Below are 19,210 nucleotides of genomic sequence, written 5' to 3' on the forward strand. Positions count from 1 at the left end.
ATCGAAATGAATACGATCCCTATTGTATACGAAAACGAAGAGATCATCATTATAAACAAACCTTCAGGCGTTTCGGTACAGGGCGGTGAAGGTATCGCTCATCCGCTCGATAAAGAGCTTCCCAAACAGACGGGGTACGAAATTTTTCTCGTACACCGCCTCGATAAAGATACGTCGGGTCTTATGATCGCGGCAAAAACAAAGAGCGCTGCCGCCAAGTGGTCAAAGCTCGTCGCTTCCCGCGCGGTAAAAAAAGAATACGATGCGATTTGCATCGGAACTTTTTCGGAGCGACAGGGTGTAATAACGGACGATGTCGTGCAGCACGGAGAGATAAAACGGGCGGTGACGCAATATGCTGTAAGCGAAGTTTTCGAAATCGACTGCGGCGGAGAAAAGCTTTCGCTTTCGCTCGTTCATCTGACGCTCGAAACGGGGCGTATGCACCAAATACGCATCCACTTGGCAAAGAAAGGATGTCCCATCGCGCTCGACGACAAACACGGAAACTTTGCAAAAAATAAATTATTAAAAAAATACTGCGGTACGAAACGGCTGCTCTTATGCGCATCGAAGCTTTCTTTGCCGCTTTCGGAAAAAGAAAAGATCGTGCGCATCGCATTGCCGGATTATTTCGGAAAACCGATCCGCGGACAGTAGCCGATTTTTCGTTGTTTTGGGAAAAGCTCTAAAAACTCGGTTAGATTTTTAGCGATGCCTTTTTATCGCCCTCTTTGTCCCGTTTCCGGGCGATCTGTTTTTGCTTTTCGGACGTGAGGAATTCGTCGAGAACCGTAATCTGCACTTTTTGATTCGGCTTTAGAGAAAGCTTTTCGAGCGGCACAAAGGTTTTTCCGTCAAAGTATCCTTCGATTGTCATACGCATACTATAACGCGAATATCCGCTTTTGTAAATCGCGGTAGATTGCCGCAGCAAGCGCTTCTGTCATATTGCCGGCGCTGTGATAAAATTATTTCAGCTTTTTTGATTTTTGCCGACAGCTTACACCGTATGCATAAAACACTATCCTCCATAAGCAGAGTAGATTTTCATTCCTTTTTTCCACAGTATTGCGCAAAAAATACCGAGCGCTGTTATCCAACCTAAACTTTTACATAAGGAAATAAAAGCGGTGCATAGCGGAACATCATCTAGTAAAAGACTTACCGGAATATGGGAAATAAAGGCAAAGGGTAAGTTCTTTAAAAGACTAAACACCGATTCGGGTAAAAGGACAAGCGGAAAAATAATACCGGCGGAAATATTTTTAAGTACCCGTATCGATGTATAAAGTGAAGAAACACGCGAAAAATAAAAACTATAGAGTGCTATCAAAAAATCGATTAAAAAATTGATGAGATAACCTGCGATCAAAAAGAGCACAAAAAATAAAGCCTTCCATAATGATAGTGTAAACACAAAATATCTTTGCAGCAAAAAATATAAAACCGTAATCGGAAGGGCATTCATAACAATGAAAATAAAACGATGAGGTAAATCGGCAGCAAGTTGATACAGTGCATAATTATACGGTTTTATAAGATACTGATTGAGTGTACCGAGCCTTATATCATCGGAAATTTTAAATACGGAAACCGTTGAAGTAATATTGTAGGTTATCAAAGTCAAAAAGTAATACGATACTATACCGTCTGCTTTAAAAGGCATATCTTTACTTTGATAACTGACGGCAATCCATAACAATACATTAACTGTAAAAGGAAAGAGTGAAAATAAAAATCCGGAAATAAAATTAACTCTATATTCCAATTGATTTGCCAAACTTATTTTAAAAACTTTGTAATATCTATTCATAGTATGGACTCACTCGATGTATACAATCTTCTGATAACATCTTCCATCGAAATATTTTCAATGGTAATATCGCTTAACTCTTCAATAAAATCATTGGAAATATTTTTTAATATATCCAAACTTGCAGTTGAGTCAGCAGAAATTTTAACCGTATCTTCTGCAGTTTTTTCTGCAAAAAAATTACCTTTTTCTTGCAAGGTTTTTATAATTTTATCCGCTTGCAAGAATTTTAATTTTAATATAAAATATTTTTTGTTTAAAAATTTATTTTTAAAGTTAATAAAAGAATCGGAATATATTTTTTCTCCCTTATTTATTAAAATCAATTCCGTACAAAGGGAAACAATATCGTTAAAATTATGACTTGTCAGTATGAGGCTTGCATGATATTTATTGCAATAATGTTTTAGAAAATCCCTTATATTATATTGCGTAATTATATCAAGCCCTATCGTCGGTTCGTCAAGAAAAATAAGTTTCGGTTTATGAATTAAAGCCGCTATCAATTCCATCTTCATCCGTTCCCCCAAAGACAGCCGCCTCACCTGAACATTCACCTGTTTTTGTACGCCGAGTATTTCAATCATTGTGTGCAGCGTCTTTTTGTAATCGGCATCTTCAACTTCATAAATAGTTTTATTAAGTTCAAAAGAATCAACGGCAGGCAAATCCCACCAGAGCTGACTCTTGTTCCCCATCACCATCGAAATTTGCCGGAGGTACTCTTTTTTCTTTTCAAAAGGATTGTGCTGTAAGACGGTAAGACTTCCTTCTGTCGGCAATATCAACCCGGATAACATTTTAAGTGTTGTCGTTTTGCCTGCACCGTTTAAACCGATTAAACCCGTTATCGAACCTTGAGCAATTTCAAAGGAAAGATTTTTAACCGCAGGTTTATATAGTTTTTTACGTTTAAACAAATTTTTGATACTGCCTTTAAGTCCTGCATCTTTTTGATAATATGCATAACTTTTGCAGATATTTTCTGCAACAATAATTTTTTCGTTACTAGCTGCCTGATCCGACATAACGCCTTACTCCTTTTTTAAAAATAAAATTCGATAATAAAAAAAATATAAAACTTGCCGCAAAAGAATAGAGAATATAACTCACGGATAAGTCTTTAACGGCAAACAAAATAGGAAAATTAAAACATACAAACAGCGGAATTACAAAGATAAGAATTTTTTGAAGCAGCCGCGGATATATCTGCATAGGTTTATTTCCGATGGTAATCAGTTCGGAACCTATGCCCATAACAATATCCATCCGCATAAACCAAAAAGCCAAACTCATCAATATAAACATAATCGAATAAATCAAAAAAAAGCCGTTCATCGAAAGTAAAATATACAGTAATAATCTTAAAGGAGTCATCCGTATATTCAGTTTTATAAGACAATACATCAAATCGGTAATATTTATGATAATATTTTTTATCTGCGGAATGTCGAACTCATTAAATGAAATAGTAAAACGCTGATTCAATGGTTTTAATAATATAAAATCCAAGGAGCCGGTATTGATCATTTCGGGCAATCTTTTTAGTCCAGGTACTATCAAAAAAGTAAAAACGGAATCCATAAGTCCGCCTTGAAAGGTCAGCATCAGCATTCGGTACTTATCCCAGCCGTTTACCGTTTCGGTATGAATAAAAATCGTATCTATAAAAATGAGATACATAAAGAGCCATACGAGTTCAAAGGTTCCGCCGCTTATAAAATTGAACTTATATTCCATTAAGTTCATAAGAGAACCTTTAAAATAGGCTTTTAATATTAAAAGATATTTTTTTATCACACTGTATCCGTCCAAAAATAATCCATACCAAATACATTATCACAGGACGGCGACAGCTATATGTCGTAATTAGATAAAAAAGTTCCAGCGGTTTTTATAAGCTCTTCTTTATAATTTTTTGGAGAAACGACGGTTACAGCATCTCCGAAGCTAAGGAGTAAGGCCTTCCACAGCCGTTCTTTTGCAGGAACATGAATATGGGTTTTACATTTTTGAGATGGCAGTTTTTCGATAACGGAGTCGGGAAAGTATTCTTCGATGAGCGGAATTTCTTTTTCGGAAAAAATGATTTCTATATCGATGCAGGTTTTATAATAGGCAAGTTCGGCTTCTTTCATCTTTTGTTGTATATCGCCGTGTTTTATAAAAGATTTTTCTTTTGAGAGGACTAGGTTTTGCATCCGAGCAACCTTAAAGGTTCGATACTCTTTTGTTTCTTTAAGGTATGCAAACAAATACCATGCATACCATTTATAATGAATTGCAAGGGGCTCCGCACAAATATGCGTACTTTTTCCTTCGGAATTGCGGTAATCGAAAACTATATAGTTCTTACCGCCGATGGCTTTTTCCAAAAGCATATTGGAATCTTGCACCTTTTTATTTTCTTTTGTAACGCTAAAATCCCAAAAAACTTTTTGCCCGCCCTCCTTTTCGATAATGGCATTGTATTTTTCGATTAAGGAATTGAGCTTGTCATTTGTATATGAAGTAGCAAGACTTTCCAAAGCACTTATAATAATTTGCTGTTCGCTGTTTTTGATGTTGATGTTTTTTATTTTATAATTTTCCAAAACGGCATAGCCGCCATACCTTCCGCCCAAGGTGTACACGGGTATACCGGCTTCGGCTATGCTTACCATATCACGCTGAATAGTCCTGACCGATACGTTAAAGTGCTCAGCTAAGTATTTTGCAGAGACTTTTTCATGATTCAATAAATGGATAATTATTTCAAGAAGCCGTTCAAGTTTCATTCTTTCTCTCTTTTTGATTCATCATTTCTAATTCCTCACCAACATTTCTATATCAAACTGTTCTTCCATTTTTTCATATCTTAATCGCCTATTTTATTAAGTGCTATTTGTTGATTTTCATTTTTTGCTTACTCAGCTAGTATATCAAAAAATGAGGTTGGAAAATATCTTAAAAACAGTATAATTATAGCTAATATTTAATTGTTGAAAAGCTTTTGCATGATAAAAGAAATAAATACATATCAACCGGAGATTATGACCATATATACATTGTTCGAAATCCAAAGACAAAAAAAGCGGCTTATTATGACATAGAACATGAAGAACTCTTCGGTGTGAAGCGTCTTTCCCATACTGTTGCCGCTCACCTGCTCCGCCCGCTACATCTTCCCTTCGTACACGAGCAGATCTTTTCCGTCGATCGTTACGGTCAGCCCGTTTTCGATCGCACCGGCGGCTTTTCCCGCTTCGTTCAGCCAAACGATATTCGTGTTTATCATTTTCATCGTGTCGGCGGGGATTTCGTTCGTGCCTTCCGAAATGACGCCGTCGACGAGGCGGAGGATCGGGATCCAGCTTTCGTCGAGGGAAGGGCAGACGAGGATTTCGCCCGTTTTGCGGCGGAGCATCGAAACGGCGTCTTCAGGCGAAGAGGCTTTTACGATTCTTCCGGAAACGCGGGACACGTCGGATGCTTCTCCTCCCGAACGGCCGCGCGCCAGCACATTACCGACAAGCAAAACGCGGATTGTGTTTACGGGGATCGGGCTTACGAGCGGGATGCCCGCGCACAGGATGATTCTGTCGCTTTGGCGGACAAAGCCGTTGTCGAGGGCGATCTTTACCGCGTTTTGCACCATGTCTTCGCTGTCGTCGGCCGTTTTCGAAACGAGCGGGAAAACGCCCCAGTCGATGAGCATTTGCCGCTGTACTTGCTCGTTCGGCGTGACGGCGAGGATTGCCTGTTCGGGACGGAACGTGCTTATCATGCGAGCGGTGTTGCCGCTCATCGTCGGGACGATGATGACGAGCGCTTTTGTTTTGTCGGCGGTTTCATACGCCATCTGCGCCATAATCCTGCCGATCGTTACGTCGCCTTCAGGGATCGGGGGAGCGGCTTTGATGCGCGAGCAGTATTCTTCGCTGTCTTCGACCGTTTGGGCAATGCGCGCCATCGTTTCAACCGCTTCGGCCGGATATGCGCCGTTTGCCGTTTCACCCGAAAGCATGACGGCGTCGGTGCCGTCGAAAATGGCGTTCGCGACATCGGTGAGTTCGGCTCTCGTCGGTCTGGGGTTTACGATCATCGAGTCGAGCATTTGTGTCGCAGTGATGACGGGCTTTCCCGCCCTGCGGCACTCTTCGATGATGCGCTTTTGTGCAAGCGGAATGCGCTCTATCGGAAGCTGCACGCCCATGTCGCCCCTCGCAACCATAACGCCGTCGGCCGCCTGCGCAATTTCGGCGATATTGTCGAGACCCTCTTCATTTTCGATTTTGGCGATGATTTTCATATTCGAACCGAGCGATTCGATATAGCGCCGTATTTCGTGTACTTCGCTCGCAAAGCTCGTAAAACTTGCGGCGATAAAGTCGCAGTTCATCCGTACCGAAAACGCGATATCGGCCTTATCCTGTTCGCTCATAATCGGAAGCCCCGCGTGCAGACCGATGAGGTTGACGTTTTTTTTGCTGCCGATAGTCGCCGTATTCGCCGCCGTGCACACGACCTTTGTTCCGTCGGAAGATTCGACGTCCAATTCGAGCAGACCGTCGGCGATGAGGATTTTGTGCCCGCTTTGTATACGCTTCGGCAAGTCGCGCCACGAAAGCGAAATATGCGCCGCATCATTTCCGTTCGCCGCCGTAACGGGACTGTCGTCAGCAGTTACGATAACGCGCTCGCCCTTGCGTATCGCAATCGTTTTATTGTCCGGCACGATACCCGTTCTGATTTCCGGGCCTTTGGAGTCCATCATAAGCGCGACCGGTTTTCCGATTTCGCGCGACAGGCGCCGGATGCGCTCCATCATATCTTTTTGGCTTTCGTGCGTACCGTGTGAAAAGTTAAAGCGCGCGATATCCATACCCGCGCGTATCATCTTTGCCGCAATGTCATCGTTATTGCTTGCGGGGCCTATCGAACAGACGATCTTTGTTTTTCGTAACGACATGATGCGAGTATAGCACAAAATGCTTTTTGTGTCCGTACAGGGGAATTACATGATTTGAACGGATTCGGGCAATAGGGCTGTCTCAAAGGCGCATCCTTTTTCGACAGCCCATATCCGTTACGGCCTGCACACTACACGTAAGCCTATATGGTCTTCCGTTCTTAAAGGATCGCCGCCGTTCCGAAAGGCACGATGGGCGTTATCTTTGTTGTGCGCATAAGCGCCGCTGCGATAGACACGCATAACACCCGTAGCAGCGCCAGGATAGTTCAGCGGCAGCGGATTGAACAAATTACCGTACCAATCCCAGCACCATTCCCATACGTTTCCGGTCATGTCGTATAAGCCGTAGTCGTTCGGCTGTTTTTTCTTTACTTCGTGGGTTTTGTTGTTGCTGTTTTCAGAGTACCACGCATAGTTTTTGAGTTCGCTTTCGGTATCGGTTCCCGCCCATTTGTAATCTATACCGCCTTTGGCAGCCCATTCCCATTCGGCCTCAGTCGGCAGGCGGAAGCCTTTTTTGTTCATATCCATGACAGGTATTTTTTTCGCTGTTGCGTCAGCTGTGCCGTACGTATGCCCATCAACGGTATATACGCACTGGCTTTCTCCCAATTCCGCTACCTTTTTGGTCATCTCATTGCAGAATGCTATACATTCAAACCAGTTTACCATTTCTACCGGGCGCTTTGCCTGTTTTTCTCCTTCATCGGGAGGGTTTTCTGTTCCCTTAAAATGACTCGGATTACCGCCCATCACCGCTTGCCACAGCTCCTGCGTTACTTCGGTTTCTCCGATGTAATAAGCGGAAAGGCTTACCGTGTGCGGTTTGTTCTGGTCTTCTTCGTCACGGCCGAGAGTTCCGTTCGTTACGGCTTCTATGCCTTTCATCGTAAAGCTTACGCCGCCTGCCTTGTAGGTTTCATCGGTGTATCCGACAAATTTATCCGCCTGCGTGCCCATCTTTGCGGCTTTATTTTTATAGGCGGTAAGCTGCGTCAGTTTTACCTGTATGCTGTCTGTCGTCAAACTTGTACAGCCGGCAAAGGCGTTATTAAAGTGTCCGTCGTTGTAATCGCACTTGAGCGTCGCGCCCGTTAAGGCGGCGCAGTCTTTAAAACATTCTGCCATCTCTGCAACGTTTGCAGGAATTACGGGGGCTGTCTTTAAGGCGGTGCAGTCTTCAAAACAGTTATCCATGTTCACAACGCTCTCCGGAATAACAGGAGCTTCCGTTAAGGCGGTGCAGCCTTTAAAACATTCTGTCATATCTTCAACGTTTGCAAGAATTATCGGAGCCGTTTTTAAGGCTGAACACTCGAAAAAACAGCCGCTAAAACCCGTAACGCTTTTAGGAATTGCCGGAGCTTCCGTTAAGGCGGTGCAGCTTTCAAAACAGCTGCCCATACCTGTAACGCCTTCAGGAATTATCGGAGCGTTTTGTAAGGCGGTGCAGCCTCTAAAACAGTCTTCAATACTCGTAACGCCGTGGGGAATTGCCGCAAGGCCTACCACATTATTGCAGCCGTTAAAGCAATAGCACATATCGGTAAGACCTGCAATGCTTTGAGGCAATTTAAGCCCGATCTTTTTAGGAGAAGCACCGGCAAGTTTTTTCCCTAAGGCGCTTGCGTCGGTCGCAGAACCTTTTAAGCCGGCAGCCGGTATGGTGCCGGTTATCTCGATGTAGTTAATCCCCGTTTCGGATGCCTGATTTGTAAGATAGTCATCCAGTTTGTCGTAGGGCACTTGCACATAGGTGATACTCGGCGTTCCGCCGGAATCGCTGCCGTTCGAACAGCTTATCGCCAGACCGGCGAACAAAACTACGGCTATGGCGAGCGCCGCCCCTCTCTTAAAGGCATACGCCTTTTTGTTGCTTGTTTTCATAAACAACTCCTTTCAGTGAAAATTGGTAAGAAAATAAAAAAATGCACGGGGACGGGATGTCCTTCGTGCGTACGGTGCGGTGTGTATATTGTGTGCCCATTATGTGCGGGCGGCCGGTGTGCGGCGGATGAGCGGGAAACGCCCTTAGCGGAGAAGCGGAGGAAAGATGTGGTATGCGCTCTCTCATAAGTTTAGTATACGGCATATAATAATGATTGACAAGGGTAAGTTCGCGCAGCATCCGTATACAGCGAACGAATCGTTCTGTAAAATCCGACACGGCATCTGTGTCGTGCATCGATTGTATGGTTTACAGATGATTTTCAAATGGCGCATTCCGTTTTGCCTTACCGGAGGGGGTAGCGGACGAGTGCATGAACGGAGCGAGCGGAAAACGATAGTTTTACACCCGGGAGAGGGGGTAGCGAAAAAGACCGGAGCGCTCGGCGCGAGGACTTTGGAGCGAGGGGGAGACTTCCCCCGCCTGTAAAAAAATCTAAACACGCCCTTCTTTTATTCCGATGATAAGAGTGTGGATAATAGACACAGGGAGGAATCCGTGAAAAAATTATCGATAGCGCTGTGTTCGCTTTTGTGCGGCGTTTGCTGTTGGGGAACCGATATTTCGTTTCAAGTCGTCCAGCATAACGATGCGCTCGATACGGTACGCGAACAGACGCTCGTCATCGAAGATCAAATTCTTGATTACTTTTTTAATTTCGGCGATATCGTTACGAACGAGCCTGCCGTCGCGATCGTTCCGGAAGCTGCGGAAAACCTGTGGAGGACGGCGTATGCGTTTGCCGTCACGGGAGGAGCTGACTATTTTGTCGAGCTGCGGCTTTTTTACAGCGGCAAAGCTTCCCGCGATCCGGCACACATATCGCTCAAGGATCTTGAGCGCGTGAGTTGGACGATTGCCGACGTAAAGACGGGAAAAAAGATCGCGGAGGCGAAAGCGAAAGTTCGAAAACCCGCATCGGGAAAGACGGATGCCGCAGGCGTAAAAGAGTATGCGGCTTCGATCGCGGAAGCGATGCGGAAAGCGATACGTAAGGACATCGATAAAAAATCGAAACGCTGACAAGCGATAAGGATAGAGTCATGGTGAAAAAGATCAATCTGCTTTTTTTATTGATCGGCTGTCTGCTGTTTGCATCGTTCAGCCCTTCGCTCGACGGACGCGCCGTCGTCGCCGATCCTGGTACGCTGCCCGAAGGTTATTTTGCAAAGACGGTCGGCTATCTTCCGGGCGACAGCATTATAGTGTCGAACCTCGCATCGCAAAAGACGCTCGATATCCTCGTCGTAGGTTCGCTCGACCAATCGGAAGGCGTTGCGATTCTGTTGTCGCCGGAAGCAGCGGCGGAACTCGGTATCGTAAAAGATTCGAACGTCATCGTAAAAATCACAAAGCGGAGCGGGCAGCTCGACGAAGCGGTTTCGGGAACGGCCGTTATCGCACAAGGGGAGGTGCCGCTTTCATCCGGTCTTTCGTCGAGTGCGGAGCCTAAAGCCGACGCTGGACGTGAAGATAGTGCGGATGAAAATGCCGGCGAAGAGCATACGGAACAACCGGAAGCGGAGGAATTGATTGCCGAAGCCGAAGACGATACGGAACGGGCGGAAAGCGGCCTTGAAAGCGCGGGCTCGGAGCTCGCTAAGGCTGAAAGCGATATTGCGGAAGCTGAGGCGATTTCCGATGAGCGCGTGAGCGACGAACCGATCGTGACGGAAGCCGATGATGAAGTGAGCGAACGCATCGCCGAGGAAACGGCTGTGCAAGAGGAAGCTTCCGATGAAAGCGAAGCCGTACCCGAAACGATAAACGCGACCGAAGAAGCGGTGCCCGATGAAAAAATTATCGCAGAAGATATGCCCGAAGATACACGGGAAATTTCGGAAGCGATAGCGGAAGACATACCGACGGAATCGGAAACGGCAGACGAAAGCCGAGTGACGGATGAGCCCGTCGTAACGGAAGCGGAAACGGATGAAACGCCCGCGGCGGTTGAAGATGCCGCACTTGCCGAAAACGCATCTCCCGTCGAAGAAGCGATTTCCGATGAAAAGATCGAAACCGTTTCTCCGCCTGAAGAAATAGCGGATATCGCAAGCGATCCGGCGCAAAAAAGCGACGAAGCTCGGGCAGACGAAGCGGAAGCACTTATCGCCGAACCCGTCGAAAGCGTACCTCCCGCCGACGACAATTCCTATACTGCAATCGTGCTTACACAAGATGATGACGATCGCAACACGAAAAGTACGGATGAAACGTCTGTCAAAAGTCAAACGAGCGAAACCGTACAAACCGAAATCGAAAGCACGACGGTCGCCGCCGAAAGCTCGGTTTCCGTTTCGTCATCCGGCGCTGCGCTCGCATCTGCGACTGCAGCTTCGATAGCGCACGAGTACGGCGCACGTACTGCGGAAAATCTTTCGTCGCTCGACAAAGGAACCTATTACGTGCAGATAGCGGCTTTTTCGGCTCCGTCCAATATCCGCGAAACGCTCGGCAAGTACGGCCGCGATTATCCCGTAACGCTCGTACCTCTCGCATCGGGGGGCGCGACGCAGGTTATGATCGGACCGCTTTCCGTCGACGAATACGCGGTCGTTTTGGAGCGCTTTAAATCGTACGGTTACAAGGATGCGTTTATTCGAAAAATACGCTGAACGCAAGCGTGCGGTAATTAATAATTATTAATAAAGGGGCTGTTGAAAAAGTAACCGACTTTTGAAACAGCCCCTACTATATAAGACTCGATTATTTTACTTCGTATATCCAGCCTTTCGGCGCGGGGATATGTCCCATCTGTATACCCGTAAGCGTGTCGTAAAGCTTTTTGAGTACGGGGCCCATGCCGTTTTCGCAGGAGGGAAAGCGTATGTTCCTGCCGTGATCGTATATGCTGCACACGGGAGAGATAACCGCCGCCGTTCCGCACAGGCCGCATTCGGCAAACGATGCAAGCTCGCCTTTGTCGACTTTCCGCTCTTCGACGGGGATGTGCAGGATGTTTTCCGCGATGTACACGAGTGAACGGCGCGTGATCGACGGAAGGATCGTATCGGATTTCGGAGTGACGATTTTACCGTCATGCGTGATAAAGAGAACATTTGCGCCGCCCGTCTCTTCGATAAACGTGTGCGTTGCAGGATCGAGGTAGATGTTTTCGGCAAATCCGTTTTTATGTGCGTCGACGATGTTGTGCAAACTCATCGCGTAATTGATGCCCGCTTTAATGTCGCCCGTTCCGCGAGGTGCTGCGCGATCGGAGTCGGAAATGCGTACGACGATCGATTTGACGCCGCCTTTAAAATACGGGCCGACGGGAGTGACGAAGATGCGGAATTGATATTCGTCGGCAGGCTTTACGCCGATGACGGGATTTGCACCGAACATATAGGGACGGATATAGAGCGTCGCGCCGCTTCCGTAAGGCGGCACGTAAGCTTTATTTGCTTTTACGACGGAGAGGACTGCTTCGACGAAACGTTCTTTCGGAAACACGGGCATTTCGAGGCGTTCGCACGAGCGCTCCATGCGTTCGGCGTTTAAGTTCGGTCGGAACGTAACGATGCGGCCGTCTTCGGTCGTGTACGCTTTGAGACCTTCAAAGCAGGTTTGCGCATACTGCAGGACGCCCGCGCATTCGGAAAGGGAAACCGTATCGTCGGAAGTGAGTTTGCCGGCGTTCCACTTGCCGTTTTTAAATTCGGCGACGAAACGCTTGTCCGTCTTCATATAGCCGAAGGGGAGATTTGCCCAGTCGATTTTTTTAATCGATTTTTTTGACGCAGGCTTTGCCGTCGTCTGTTTTTTTGCCGCGGATTTTACCGTCTGTTTCACCGTTTTTTTTGCCGTCGCTTTCGATGCCGCCGCTTTTTTCGCACCGGCCTTCGCCGTCTTTGTCGATTTTTTTACCGCTTTTATCGTCGCCATATCCACGCTCCAAAATACGCCGCCGCTTTGCCGCTGCGGACGTGTTAATAAAAATTAATTCGATTTTAGCGCGCACGAACTTTTTTTTCAATATGTTTGCAATAGTATTCCATAATAACCGCCTGCGTATACTTTCGCGTATTATCCGAAACCGTTGTGCGCGATTAGTGGACAGCGCCGCCGTGTTTTCGTATAATGCGCGAGTGATGAAGTCGATTTTTGCAATCTGTGTCTTTACCGCGCTTTCGTGCGCTTTCGCATACCCGGACGACGCTTTTTTTGCGCTGCCCGAAGCGAGTGTTTCCGACAATGAAACGCCGAACGCCGAACGTTCGCCGAACAGCTTTTTTCCGTATCTCGTGGGATCGGGCGATTACTTCGTATTAAATCCTATAACGGATCCGATCCTCATCGGAAGCGGTATCGGGCTTTTCGTTGTCGATCTCAATCTGCATCGTTTAAAAAACGATCGACGTTTCGACGGCGCTCTGTACGATCGTGACGATGTGAGCGCATTCGACCGCTGGGCGATGCGGCCGTATTCGCGCGCGCTTGATATAACGGGAGATGTGTTTATAGGATGTACGATGGCGACGCCGCTCGTGTTTGCCTCCGTCGACAAGCGCGAATGGATTACGATCGGTCTCATGTACGCCGAAACGATGCTCCTCACGCACGTCGTAAAGGATTTGATAAAATCGCTTACGTTTCGTCCGCGTCCCTATATGTACTTCGACGGTTATCCGCAAAAGTACGTCGATTCGGGAGATTGGAACAATTCTTTTCCGTCGGGACACACGATGCAAGCCTTTGCCGCAGCTTCGTTTACGAGCTTTGTGTTTGCGATGTATTTTCCCCGCTCGCTGTGGAATATTCCCGTGAGTGCCGGATCTTATGCGCTTGCGGCGACGGTCGCCGTGCTGCGTCTTTCCAGCGGCAATCATTTTTTAACCGACGTGCTTTTCGGTGCCGCTTTCGGTACGGTTTTCGGTATCGGCGTGCCGCTTTTGCACCGGATCGGCATCGGCACAAAGGATTCGTCTGCGAAAAAGAAAAGGGGCGCTTCACTTACCGTACTTCCGAACGGATTTCAAGCCGTCGTCAAGTTTTAACAAAAAATCCGGCAGAAAACAACAATAAATGCGAAATATTTCAAATTATATCACGATTTTCACTTGTAATAGTTTTACATTTACGCTATTGTGTCATTATGTGTGCTGTGTCTGATGGACGCATGCGCGGCATATAAAGCCGCATCTATCGATTTTCCGGATCCTGTATAGTGCTTCCTGTCAGTCCCGTCACACAAATCAACAACCCCGACGTAGCCTCGCAGCGAAGCTTCAAGCGGCATCGGGGTATGTTGTTCTCATAAAGTGGTTGCAGTCGGTTTTAATACCCTTTGTTACGACGCAGAGCGTCGGGGTATTAAACCCTCCGCACGAATAAGGGGCGGGCGTTTGCTCGCAGGGTACAGGTATACACATGGATTCAGAAGACATCTCTTTCGAAGACCTCGGTCTGGACGAACAGACCCTGGCCGCAGTAGCCCGTAAAGGCTTTATCACTCCTTCTCCGATTCAAGTTCTCGCAATTCCGCGCCTTTTGGACGGAGATGCAAACGTCATCGCGAGAGCGCGTACGGGAACGGGAAAAACTGCCGCATTCGGTTTGCCTCTCGTGCAGCGCTTGAGGGGCGGAAGCGATCACGTCAAAGCGCTCATCCTTGAGCCGACGCGGGAACTTGCCGTACAGACGTGCACCGAAATGCAGTCGTTCGCAGACGGAACGTTTCCGCGCACTTGCGTCGTCTACGGCGGCGCGTCGATGCTGTCGCAGATACGCGATTTGAAACGCGGCGTTGAAATCGTCGTCGGTACACCCGGCCGCATTCAGGATCACATCGAACGCGGTACGCTCGACATCGGCAAAATCGATTATTTTATTCTCGACGAAGGCGATGAAATGCTCGATATGGGTTTCATCGAAGACATCGAAGCGATTTTCGAAAAAGCCAATCCCGCGAGCCGCATCCTGCTTTTCAGCGCGACGATGCCTGCTCCGATTCTCAAAATCGCTTCTCAATTTATGGGCGAATACGAAATCGTCGAAGAAGAAGGCGTCGTCGACGAGCCGCTGCTCATCGAGCAGAAATTTTGGGTGCTCCGCGAAAGCGAAAAGATAGACGCCCTCGTGCGCCTCATCGATATTGCCGACGATTTTTACGGTCTCGTCTTTACGCAGACGAAGATGGACGCCGACACCGTCGCGCGCCAACTCGACGAACGCGGCTACGAAGTCGCAGCTCTCCACGGAGACGTTGTGCAGAGCCAGCGCGAAAAGATCCTCGCGAGATTCCGCCGAAAAAAAACGCGCATTCTCGTCGCGACCGACGTCGCCGCCCGCGGTATCGATATCACGGGCTTAAGCCACGTCGTCAATTATTCCCTTCCGTTCGACGGTGCGACGTACGTGCACCGTATCGGACGCACGGGCAGGGCGGGAGCTGCGGGAACGGCGATCACCTTTGTCCGTCCCGAAGAGCGGAAGCGCAAACTCAGCTATATGCAAAACGCGATCCGAAAAAGCACGAAGGGCGAACTAAAAGAAGAAGCCGTTCCGACGGTCGAAGAAGTCGTCGCAAAAAAACGGGAGCGGCTTTTCGATAAACTTAAAAGCGATATCGGCTTGTTTCCGCGGCGTGGCAACGTTTCGGAATCGGATGATGCCGATAAATTAATAATTAATAATTCTGATCTACAGACGGATATCTCCGCTTCGAATGCCGAAAGCGATATGTACGGTGTGCCCGATGCGGAGGGGCAAAACGATGTGTCCGTTGAGGCTGCGGCAGCCGACGCGAACGCGCAGAACGATACGGAAATGCATGATGATGCGGAAGTTCAAAAGACGGCGCTCATCAAAGCCGATTCTCAGTTTGCGGAAATGGCGAAAGAACTGTGCAAAGACAACGATGCCGAAGACGTGCTTGCGGCGGTTATGTCCGTGCTCTACGGCACATCGCTCGATGTTTCCCGCTACGGAAAGATTGTACGTCAAAAAGGCGAAACGGGGCGAAACCGCGCTTCGTTCGGAGAATCAGGCGATCAGATGCGTCTCTACGTGCAGATGGGACGGCGCGACGGATACGGTCCGCGCGAAATCGCGGATTATTTCAGCGATCTCCTGCATATTCCGGGGCGCTTCGTCGACCGCATCGATATGGCCGCAAATTTTACGCTGTTGAGTCTTCCCGCCGATTCGGCAAAAAAAGCGCTCGAACTGTCCAAAAGGGGCGGCGACGTTCCGCACATACACGTCGATTCGAAATCCGGCGGCTTTGAAAAAAAATCGCGTTCATCGTTTCGAAGCACAGGCGAATCTTTCGGCGGAAAAAAGAAAGCGGGACGTTTTGAAAGGAGCGGCGGTTTCGGCGAAAAAAAATTCAGAGCGCACGGTAGGCCGAACGTACATACGCCGACGGAGCGGAGCGGAAGCGCAGGTTTGTATCGGCGTAAATCGTCTGGAAGGGCGGAACGCTTTTAGGTCGAACGTCGATTTTTAAAAATAGCAATCGATACGGCTGCGTTTTCGGCGAGAACTTCGTTCGTTTTGTACGCGTCGTTCGGCGGTTTTATTCGTGCGACAATTCCCGCCGGATATCGTCGAGGCGGTCGAGCCGCCTCTGATCGAGTGCGACGAAAATATTTTTTTCCTGTGTCGGAAGCACAAGCCCTTTCGGCCCGTTTTTCGCGCGGCGGAGATATTTTACTTTCGTATAATAGACGTCGGCTTTTCCCGCTTTGCGTCCCTTCGAATAGTAGACTGCAAGGTTTGCCGCGTCGAGCAGCACATCGCGCGGTACGGTTTTTCCCGGCCGGTTTTTAATAAAAACGTAGCCGCCCGGAAAGTCGCGTGCGTGCAGCCACATATCTTCACCTCGGACGTGGCGGCGTAAAAGTTCGTCGTTTTCGTTCGCGTCGCGCCCCGCGATGATGTACCAGTCGTCGACCGTGTAGTCGAGACCCGGATGCGCTTTTTTCTTTTGCTGCTCCGGTTTTGTGTTCCGTCTGAGCATCTGTTCTATCTTTACGGGATTTTCTTCGCGTATGATGTCGCCGTAGCGTTTGTCGAGGGCTGCGATCTCCTTTTCTTCGATTTCGATATCGTGAATGAGCTGTTCCGCTCCCCGCGTTTCTTTTCGATACCGCTCGTAATATGCCGCCGCATTTTCCTGCGCGTTTTTTTTCGGATCGATTTTTATCCTAACCCTTCCTCCGGTATCGTAATCTTCGCATTCGAGAAATTCGCTTTTGCCGTCGAGCAAGTGTCCGAAAGATAATATCAAATCGCCCTGATGTTTGTATTGCCCGGAATTTTTAAAAGATTCCCGTTTCGCTTTCAGCCGTTCGAGCGCCCCTTCTTTTTTCGATTTTTGTGCGGCATACCATTTTTCCGCCTGTGCCAAAAGCGCCGCACGCGAAAGAGAGCGGGCATGCTCTCCGTACCACATATCGACTTTTTCGTTGAACGAAAGAGGGGCAGCATCGGGATGCTCCCTTGCGTAGCGCTCTTCAACATCGCCGAACGTGCGGACGGGATGCTCTTTTTGCAGGGACGCTCTCTCGCCTTCGGGAAGCGCAAAGGTACCGCCTGCGATTTCGCCCTTTGCAGGACGGCGATACATCGTATCGAGGATTATGTTCGATTCCGTACACAATACGATATTTGCAGCTCCGCTCCACAAACGTATGTACATGATAAAATTTTCGTCGGCGTGCGTAAGCGTCATTTTAATAATCCGCTCAAAACCGACTTGAACGCAGAATGTAATCCGAGAGCCTTTGATGTGCGATTTTAAAAATTCCATAAAGCGCAGCGGCTTATCGTTCCGCGTGATTTTCCGTTTCGTCTCGTGTATGCGGCATGAAGCGTGCGCGGTGCAGATAAAAAGCGTGAGCGCCCTTCCGTTTTTATACGTGCAGAGCGCGAGCGTATCGTAACCGGGCTGAATGATGTCTTGAATAAAAGCACCTTCGAGGTCGAGTTCCGAGAGGATTGCGTTTATTTCGTTGCAGTTGAGCGACACGGTATTTCCTCCGGTGATACGGTAGTATAATTTGAAAAACTATTTTTCGCTTCCCTGCAGTTTTGCAATCTGTTCGTTCAGTTGAATTGTCCGGTGCGTTTGTTTTTCGAGGCGCTGTGCGAGCATTCGTGAAAGAAATAAGCCGTAGTGCGGATTTTTCCGTATCATCTGAAGGAAATCGCCTTTCGGAATTTTAATAAGTTTGCAGTTGCCGACGGCGAGGATCGTTGCCGATCGTTTGTCGTTGAGCAAAAAGGACATATCGCCGATGAACACGTCGTTCGGCGACATGACGGTAACGAGCTTGCGTCCCGAATAGACGGCATAGCGTCCCGATACGATAAAGAAAAGGTCGGTCGTCGCCTCGTTTTGACGGCAGACGATTTGTTTGTCGGTGTACGTCACCGTTTCGAAATTCGACATGGCTTGCGGCACCGTGTTCGATTCGTCGATTCTGTTGGCGATTTCGAATACCACTTGATTGCCTTTTTCGTTGTACGCGATTTTCGAAACGAGCTCCGACGCGAGACTGATGCCCCTGCCGTGCAATTCTCCGTCGGGCACGTTTTTGTTGCCGATATATTTTCGCCAATCGAAACCGTCTCCTTCGTCCTGAATCGATATGGTCGATTTTTGTTTTCCGATCGCATACGTGATCGTAATCTGCTTATTCGCGTATCGCGGATCGGCAGCGCGCTCCGTGATGAGGCTGAATACATCTCCGTGCTCTTTCATCCATTTTGTTTTTTCATCGTACGAGATATGTAAGTTTCCGTGTTCGAGCGCGTTTGTTAAGAGTTCGGTAAGCGTCATCTGGAGATCGCTGCGGTCGTCGCTGTTTATGCGATTCGTGCTGTATAAATAATTAATAAGAAACGATGTGTAAAATCTGATATCGAGCGGATCATTACCGCAGACGAAAGTACCGTTTTCTTCTCCGCCGAAATCTTCCTGCATGCCGCGGTTCAACAGAAACTTTTGATTTTGCCACAGGATACGCAGCAGGTGAATAAAATGAACTGAAAAATCGTTTATCGTTTGAATTGAAAGGATGTTCGAATCTTTCAGTTCTTCGAGCTCTCGCATCTGCTTTCTGTCTTTGCAGACTGCGATGATACCGCCGTAGTGCAGCCACGGATCGTCGTTCACTTCGGAAAGAATTTTAGCACAGTCGATGTTTGCGGAAGTGTAGTCGAGTATTTTTATTTCCGGCAGTTCGTAATTGATATAGCTGATGATATCATCGATATCCGTTTTGATGTCGATGCCGAAGTCGTCCGAAAATGCGGTACAGCCTTCCCGTACCGTGTCGATAATCTTTTCATTCGATGAGACAACGAGTATCTTTTTCATGTGGCTATTATAGCAGATATATTTACTTTTTTTCTATTCTTATGGGAGTGGCCGCGGTCACCGGTGGAGCGGTGTATGTTGTAAGAAAAAATTTCTAAACGGTAGGATAGGTACTTGACAGGGTTTGGGAAAAAGTAGTAAATTATTAGCTACCCGCTCAAACCG

Annotated in this window: 15 protein-coding genes; 5 read left to right on the plus strand and 10 right to left on the minus strand. The window is 47.6% G+C overall.

The window, feature by feature from the left end; all coding sequences use genetic code 11:
* Positions 1-6: 6 nt before the first annotated feature.
* Positions 7-660: an RluA family pseudouridine synthase gene (locus tag IZU26_RS12160; protein ID WP_433279330.1), complete on the plus strand. Its 654-nt coding sequence runs from the start codon at positions 7-9 to the stop codon at positions 658-660.
* A 40-nt stretch (positions 661-700) separates the two neighbouring features.
* Here IZU26_RS12160 and IZU26_RS12165 read toward each other — a convergent pair whose 3' ends face one another.
* The 7 genes from IZU26_RS12165 to IZU26_RS12195 all read right to left on the minus strand — a co-directional run bounded on the left by IZU26_RS12165 (position 701) and on the right by IZU26_RS12195 (position 8,657).
* Entirely contained in the window at positions 701-880 is a 180-nt protein-coding gene (locus IZU26_RS12165) for a hypothetical protein (RefSeq protein WP_038081577.1), read from the minus strand.
* A gap of 144 nt (positions 881-1,024) precedes the next feature.
* Positions 1,025-1,816, minus strand: coding sequence for an ABC transporter permease (locus IZU26_RS12170; protein ID WP_433279333.1), 792 nt, complete (start codon positions 1,814-1,816; stop codon positions 1,025-1,027).
* Complete coding sequence (locus IZU26_RS12175) at positions 1,813-2,844, minus strand: ABC transporter ATP-binding protein (RefSeq protein WP_433279334.1); 1,032 nt, start codon at positions 2,842-2,844, stop codon at positions 1,813-1,815. Before IZU26_RS12175 ends, IZU26_RS12170 begins: the two co-directional genes overlap by 4 nt.
* Positions 2,825-3,613 (minus strand): ABC transporter permease, encoded by a 789-nt coding sequence (locus IZU26_RS12180; RefSeq protein ID WP_433279355.1) that lies wholly within the window; start codon positions 3,611-3,613, stop codon positions 2,825-2,827. The genes IZU26_RS12175 and IZU26_RS12180 overlap by 20 nt, the downstream gene beginning before the upstream one ends.
* A 59-nt stretch (positions 3,614-3,672) precedes the next feature.
* A complete protein-coding gene (locus tag IZU26_RS12185) occupies positions 3,673-4,593 on the minus strand; it encodes a helix-turn-helix transcriptional regulator (protein ID WP_433279336.1) in 921 nt (306 codons plus the stop codon).
* Positions 4,594-4,973: 380 nt separating this feature from the next.
* Positions 4,974-6,767, minus strand: a complete 1,794-nt coding sequence (pyk, locus tag IZU26_RS12190) for a pyruvate kinase (protein WP_433279338.1) — start codon at positions 6,765-6,767, stop codon at positions 4,974-4,976.
* 117 nt (positions 6,768-6,884) lie between these two features.
* Positions 6,885-8,657, minus strand: a complete 1,773-nt coding sequence (locus IZU26_RS12195; RefSeq protein WP_433279340.1) for an SUMF1/EgtB/PvdO family nonheme iron enzyme — start codon at positions 8,655-8,657, stop codon at positions 6,885-6,887.
* A 559-nt stretch (positions 8,658-9,216) separates the two neighbouring features.
* Between IZU26_RS12195 and IZU26_RS12200 the strand changes: the two genes are divergently transcribed.
* The gene (locus IZU26_RS12200) at positions 9,217-9,741 is read left to right on the plus strand and encodes a hypothetical protein (RefSeq protein ID WP_310824819.1); all 525 of its coding nucleotides are present in this window, start codon (positions 9,217-9,219) and stop codon (positions 9,739-9,741) included.
* Between the two features lie 20 nt (positions 9,742-9,761).
* The gene (locus IZU26_RS12205) at positions 9,762-11,333 is read left to right on the plus strand and encodes an SPOR domain-containing protein (RefSeq protein WP_433279342.1); all 1,572 of its coding nucleotides are present in this window, start codon (positions 9,762-9,764) and stop codon (positions 11,331-11,333) included.
* Positions 11,334-11,424: 91 nt separating this feature from the next.
* Here IZU26_RS12205 and IZU26_RS12210 read toward each other — a convergent pair whose 3' ends face one another.
* Positions 11,425-12,603, minus strand: coding sequence for a branched-chain amino acid aminotransferase (locus tag IZU26_RS12210; RefSeq protein ID WP_433279344.1), 1,179 nt, complete (start codon positions 12,601-12,603; stop codon positions 11,425-11,427).
* Between the two features lie 206 nt (positions 12,604-12,809).
* Here IZU26_RS12210 and IZU26_RS12215 point away from each other — a divergent pair, with 206 nt between their 5' ends.
* Both IZU26_RS12215 and IZU26_RS12220 read left to right on the plus strand, forming a co-directional pair.
* The gene (locus IZU26_RS12215) at positions 12,810-13,715 is read left to right on the plus strand and encodes a phosphatase PAP2 family protein (RefSeq protein ID WP_433279346.1); all 906 of its coding nucleotides are present in this window, start codon (positions 12,810-12,812) and stop codon (positions 13,713-13,715) included.
* Between the two features lie 373 nt (positions 13,716-14,088).
* On the plus strand, positions 14,089-16,149 hold the full coding sequence (locus tag IZU26_RS12220) for a DEAD/DEAH box helicase (protein WP_433279347.1): 2,061 nt from the start codon (positions 14,089-14,091) through the stop codon (positions 16,147-16,149).
* Positions 16,150-16,237: 88 nt separating this feature from the next.
* Here the strand turns inward: IZU26_RS12220 and IZU26_RS12225 are convergent, their stop codons facing one another.
* Both IZU26_RS12225 and IZU26_RS12230 read right to left on the minus strand, forming a co-directional pair.
* On the minus strand, positions 16,238-17,692 hold the full coding sequence (locus IZU26_RS12225; protein ID WP_433279349.1) for an NFACT RNA binding domain-containing protein: 1,455 nt from the start codon (positions 17,690-17,692) through the stop codon (positions 16,238-16,240).
* A gap of 39 nt (positions 17,693-17,731) precedes the next feature.
* Positions 17,732-19,045 carry a cyclic nucleotide-binding domain-containing protein gene (locus IZU26_RS12230; RefSeq protein ID WP_433279351.1) on the minus strand — a complete coding sequence of 438 codons (1,314 nt, stop codon included), beginning with the start codon at positions 19,043-19,045 and terminating at the stop codon, positions 17,732-17,734.
* Positions 19,046-19,210 lie beyond the last annotated feature (165 nt).

The organism is Treponema sp. SP13 (assembly GCF_050938355.1).
Taxonomy (GTDB): Bacteria; Spirochaetota; Spirochaetia; order Treponematales; family Treponemataceae; genus Treponema_D; species Treponema_D socranskii.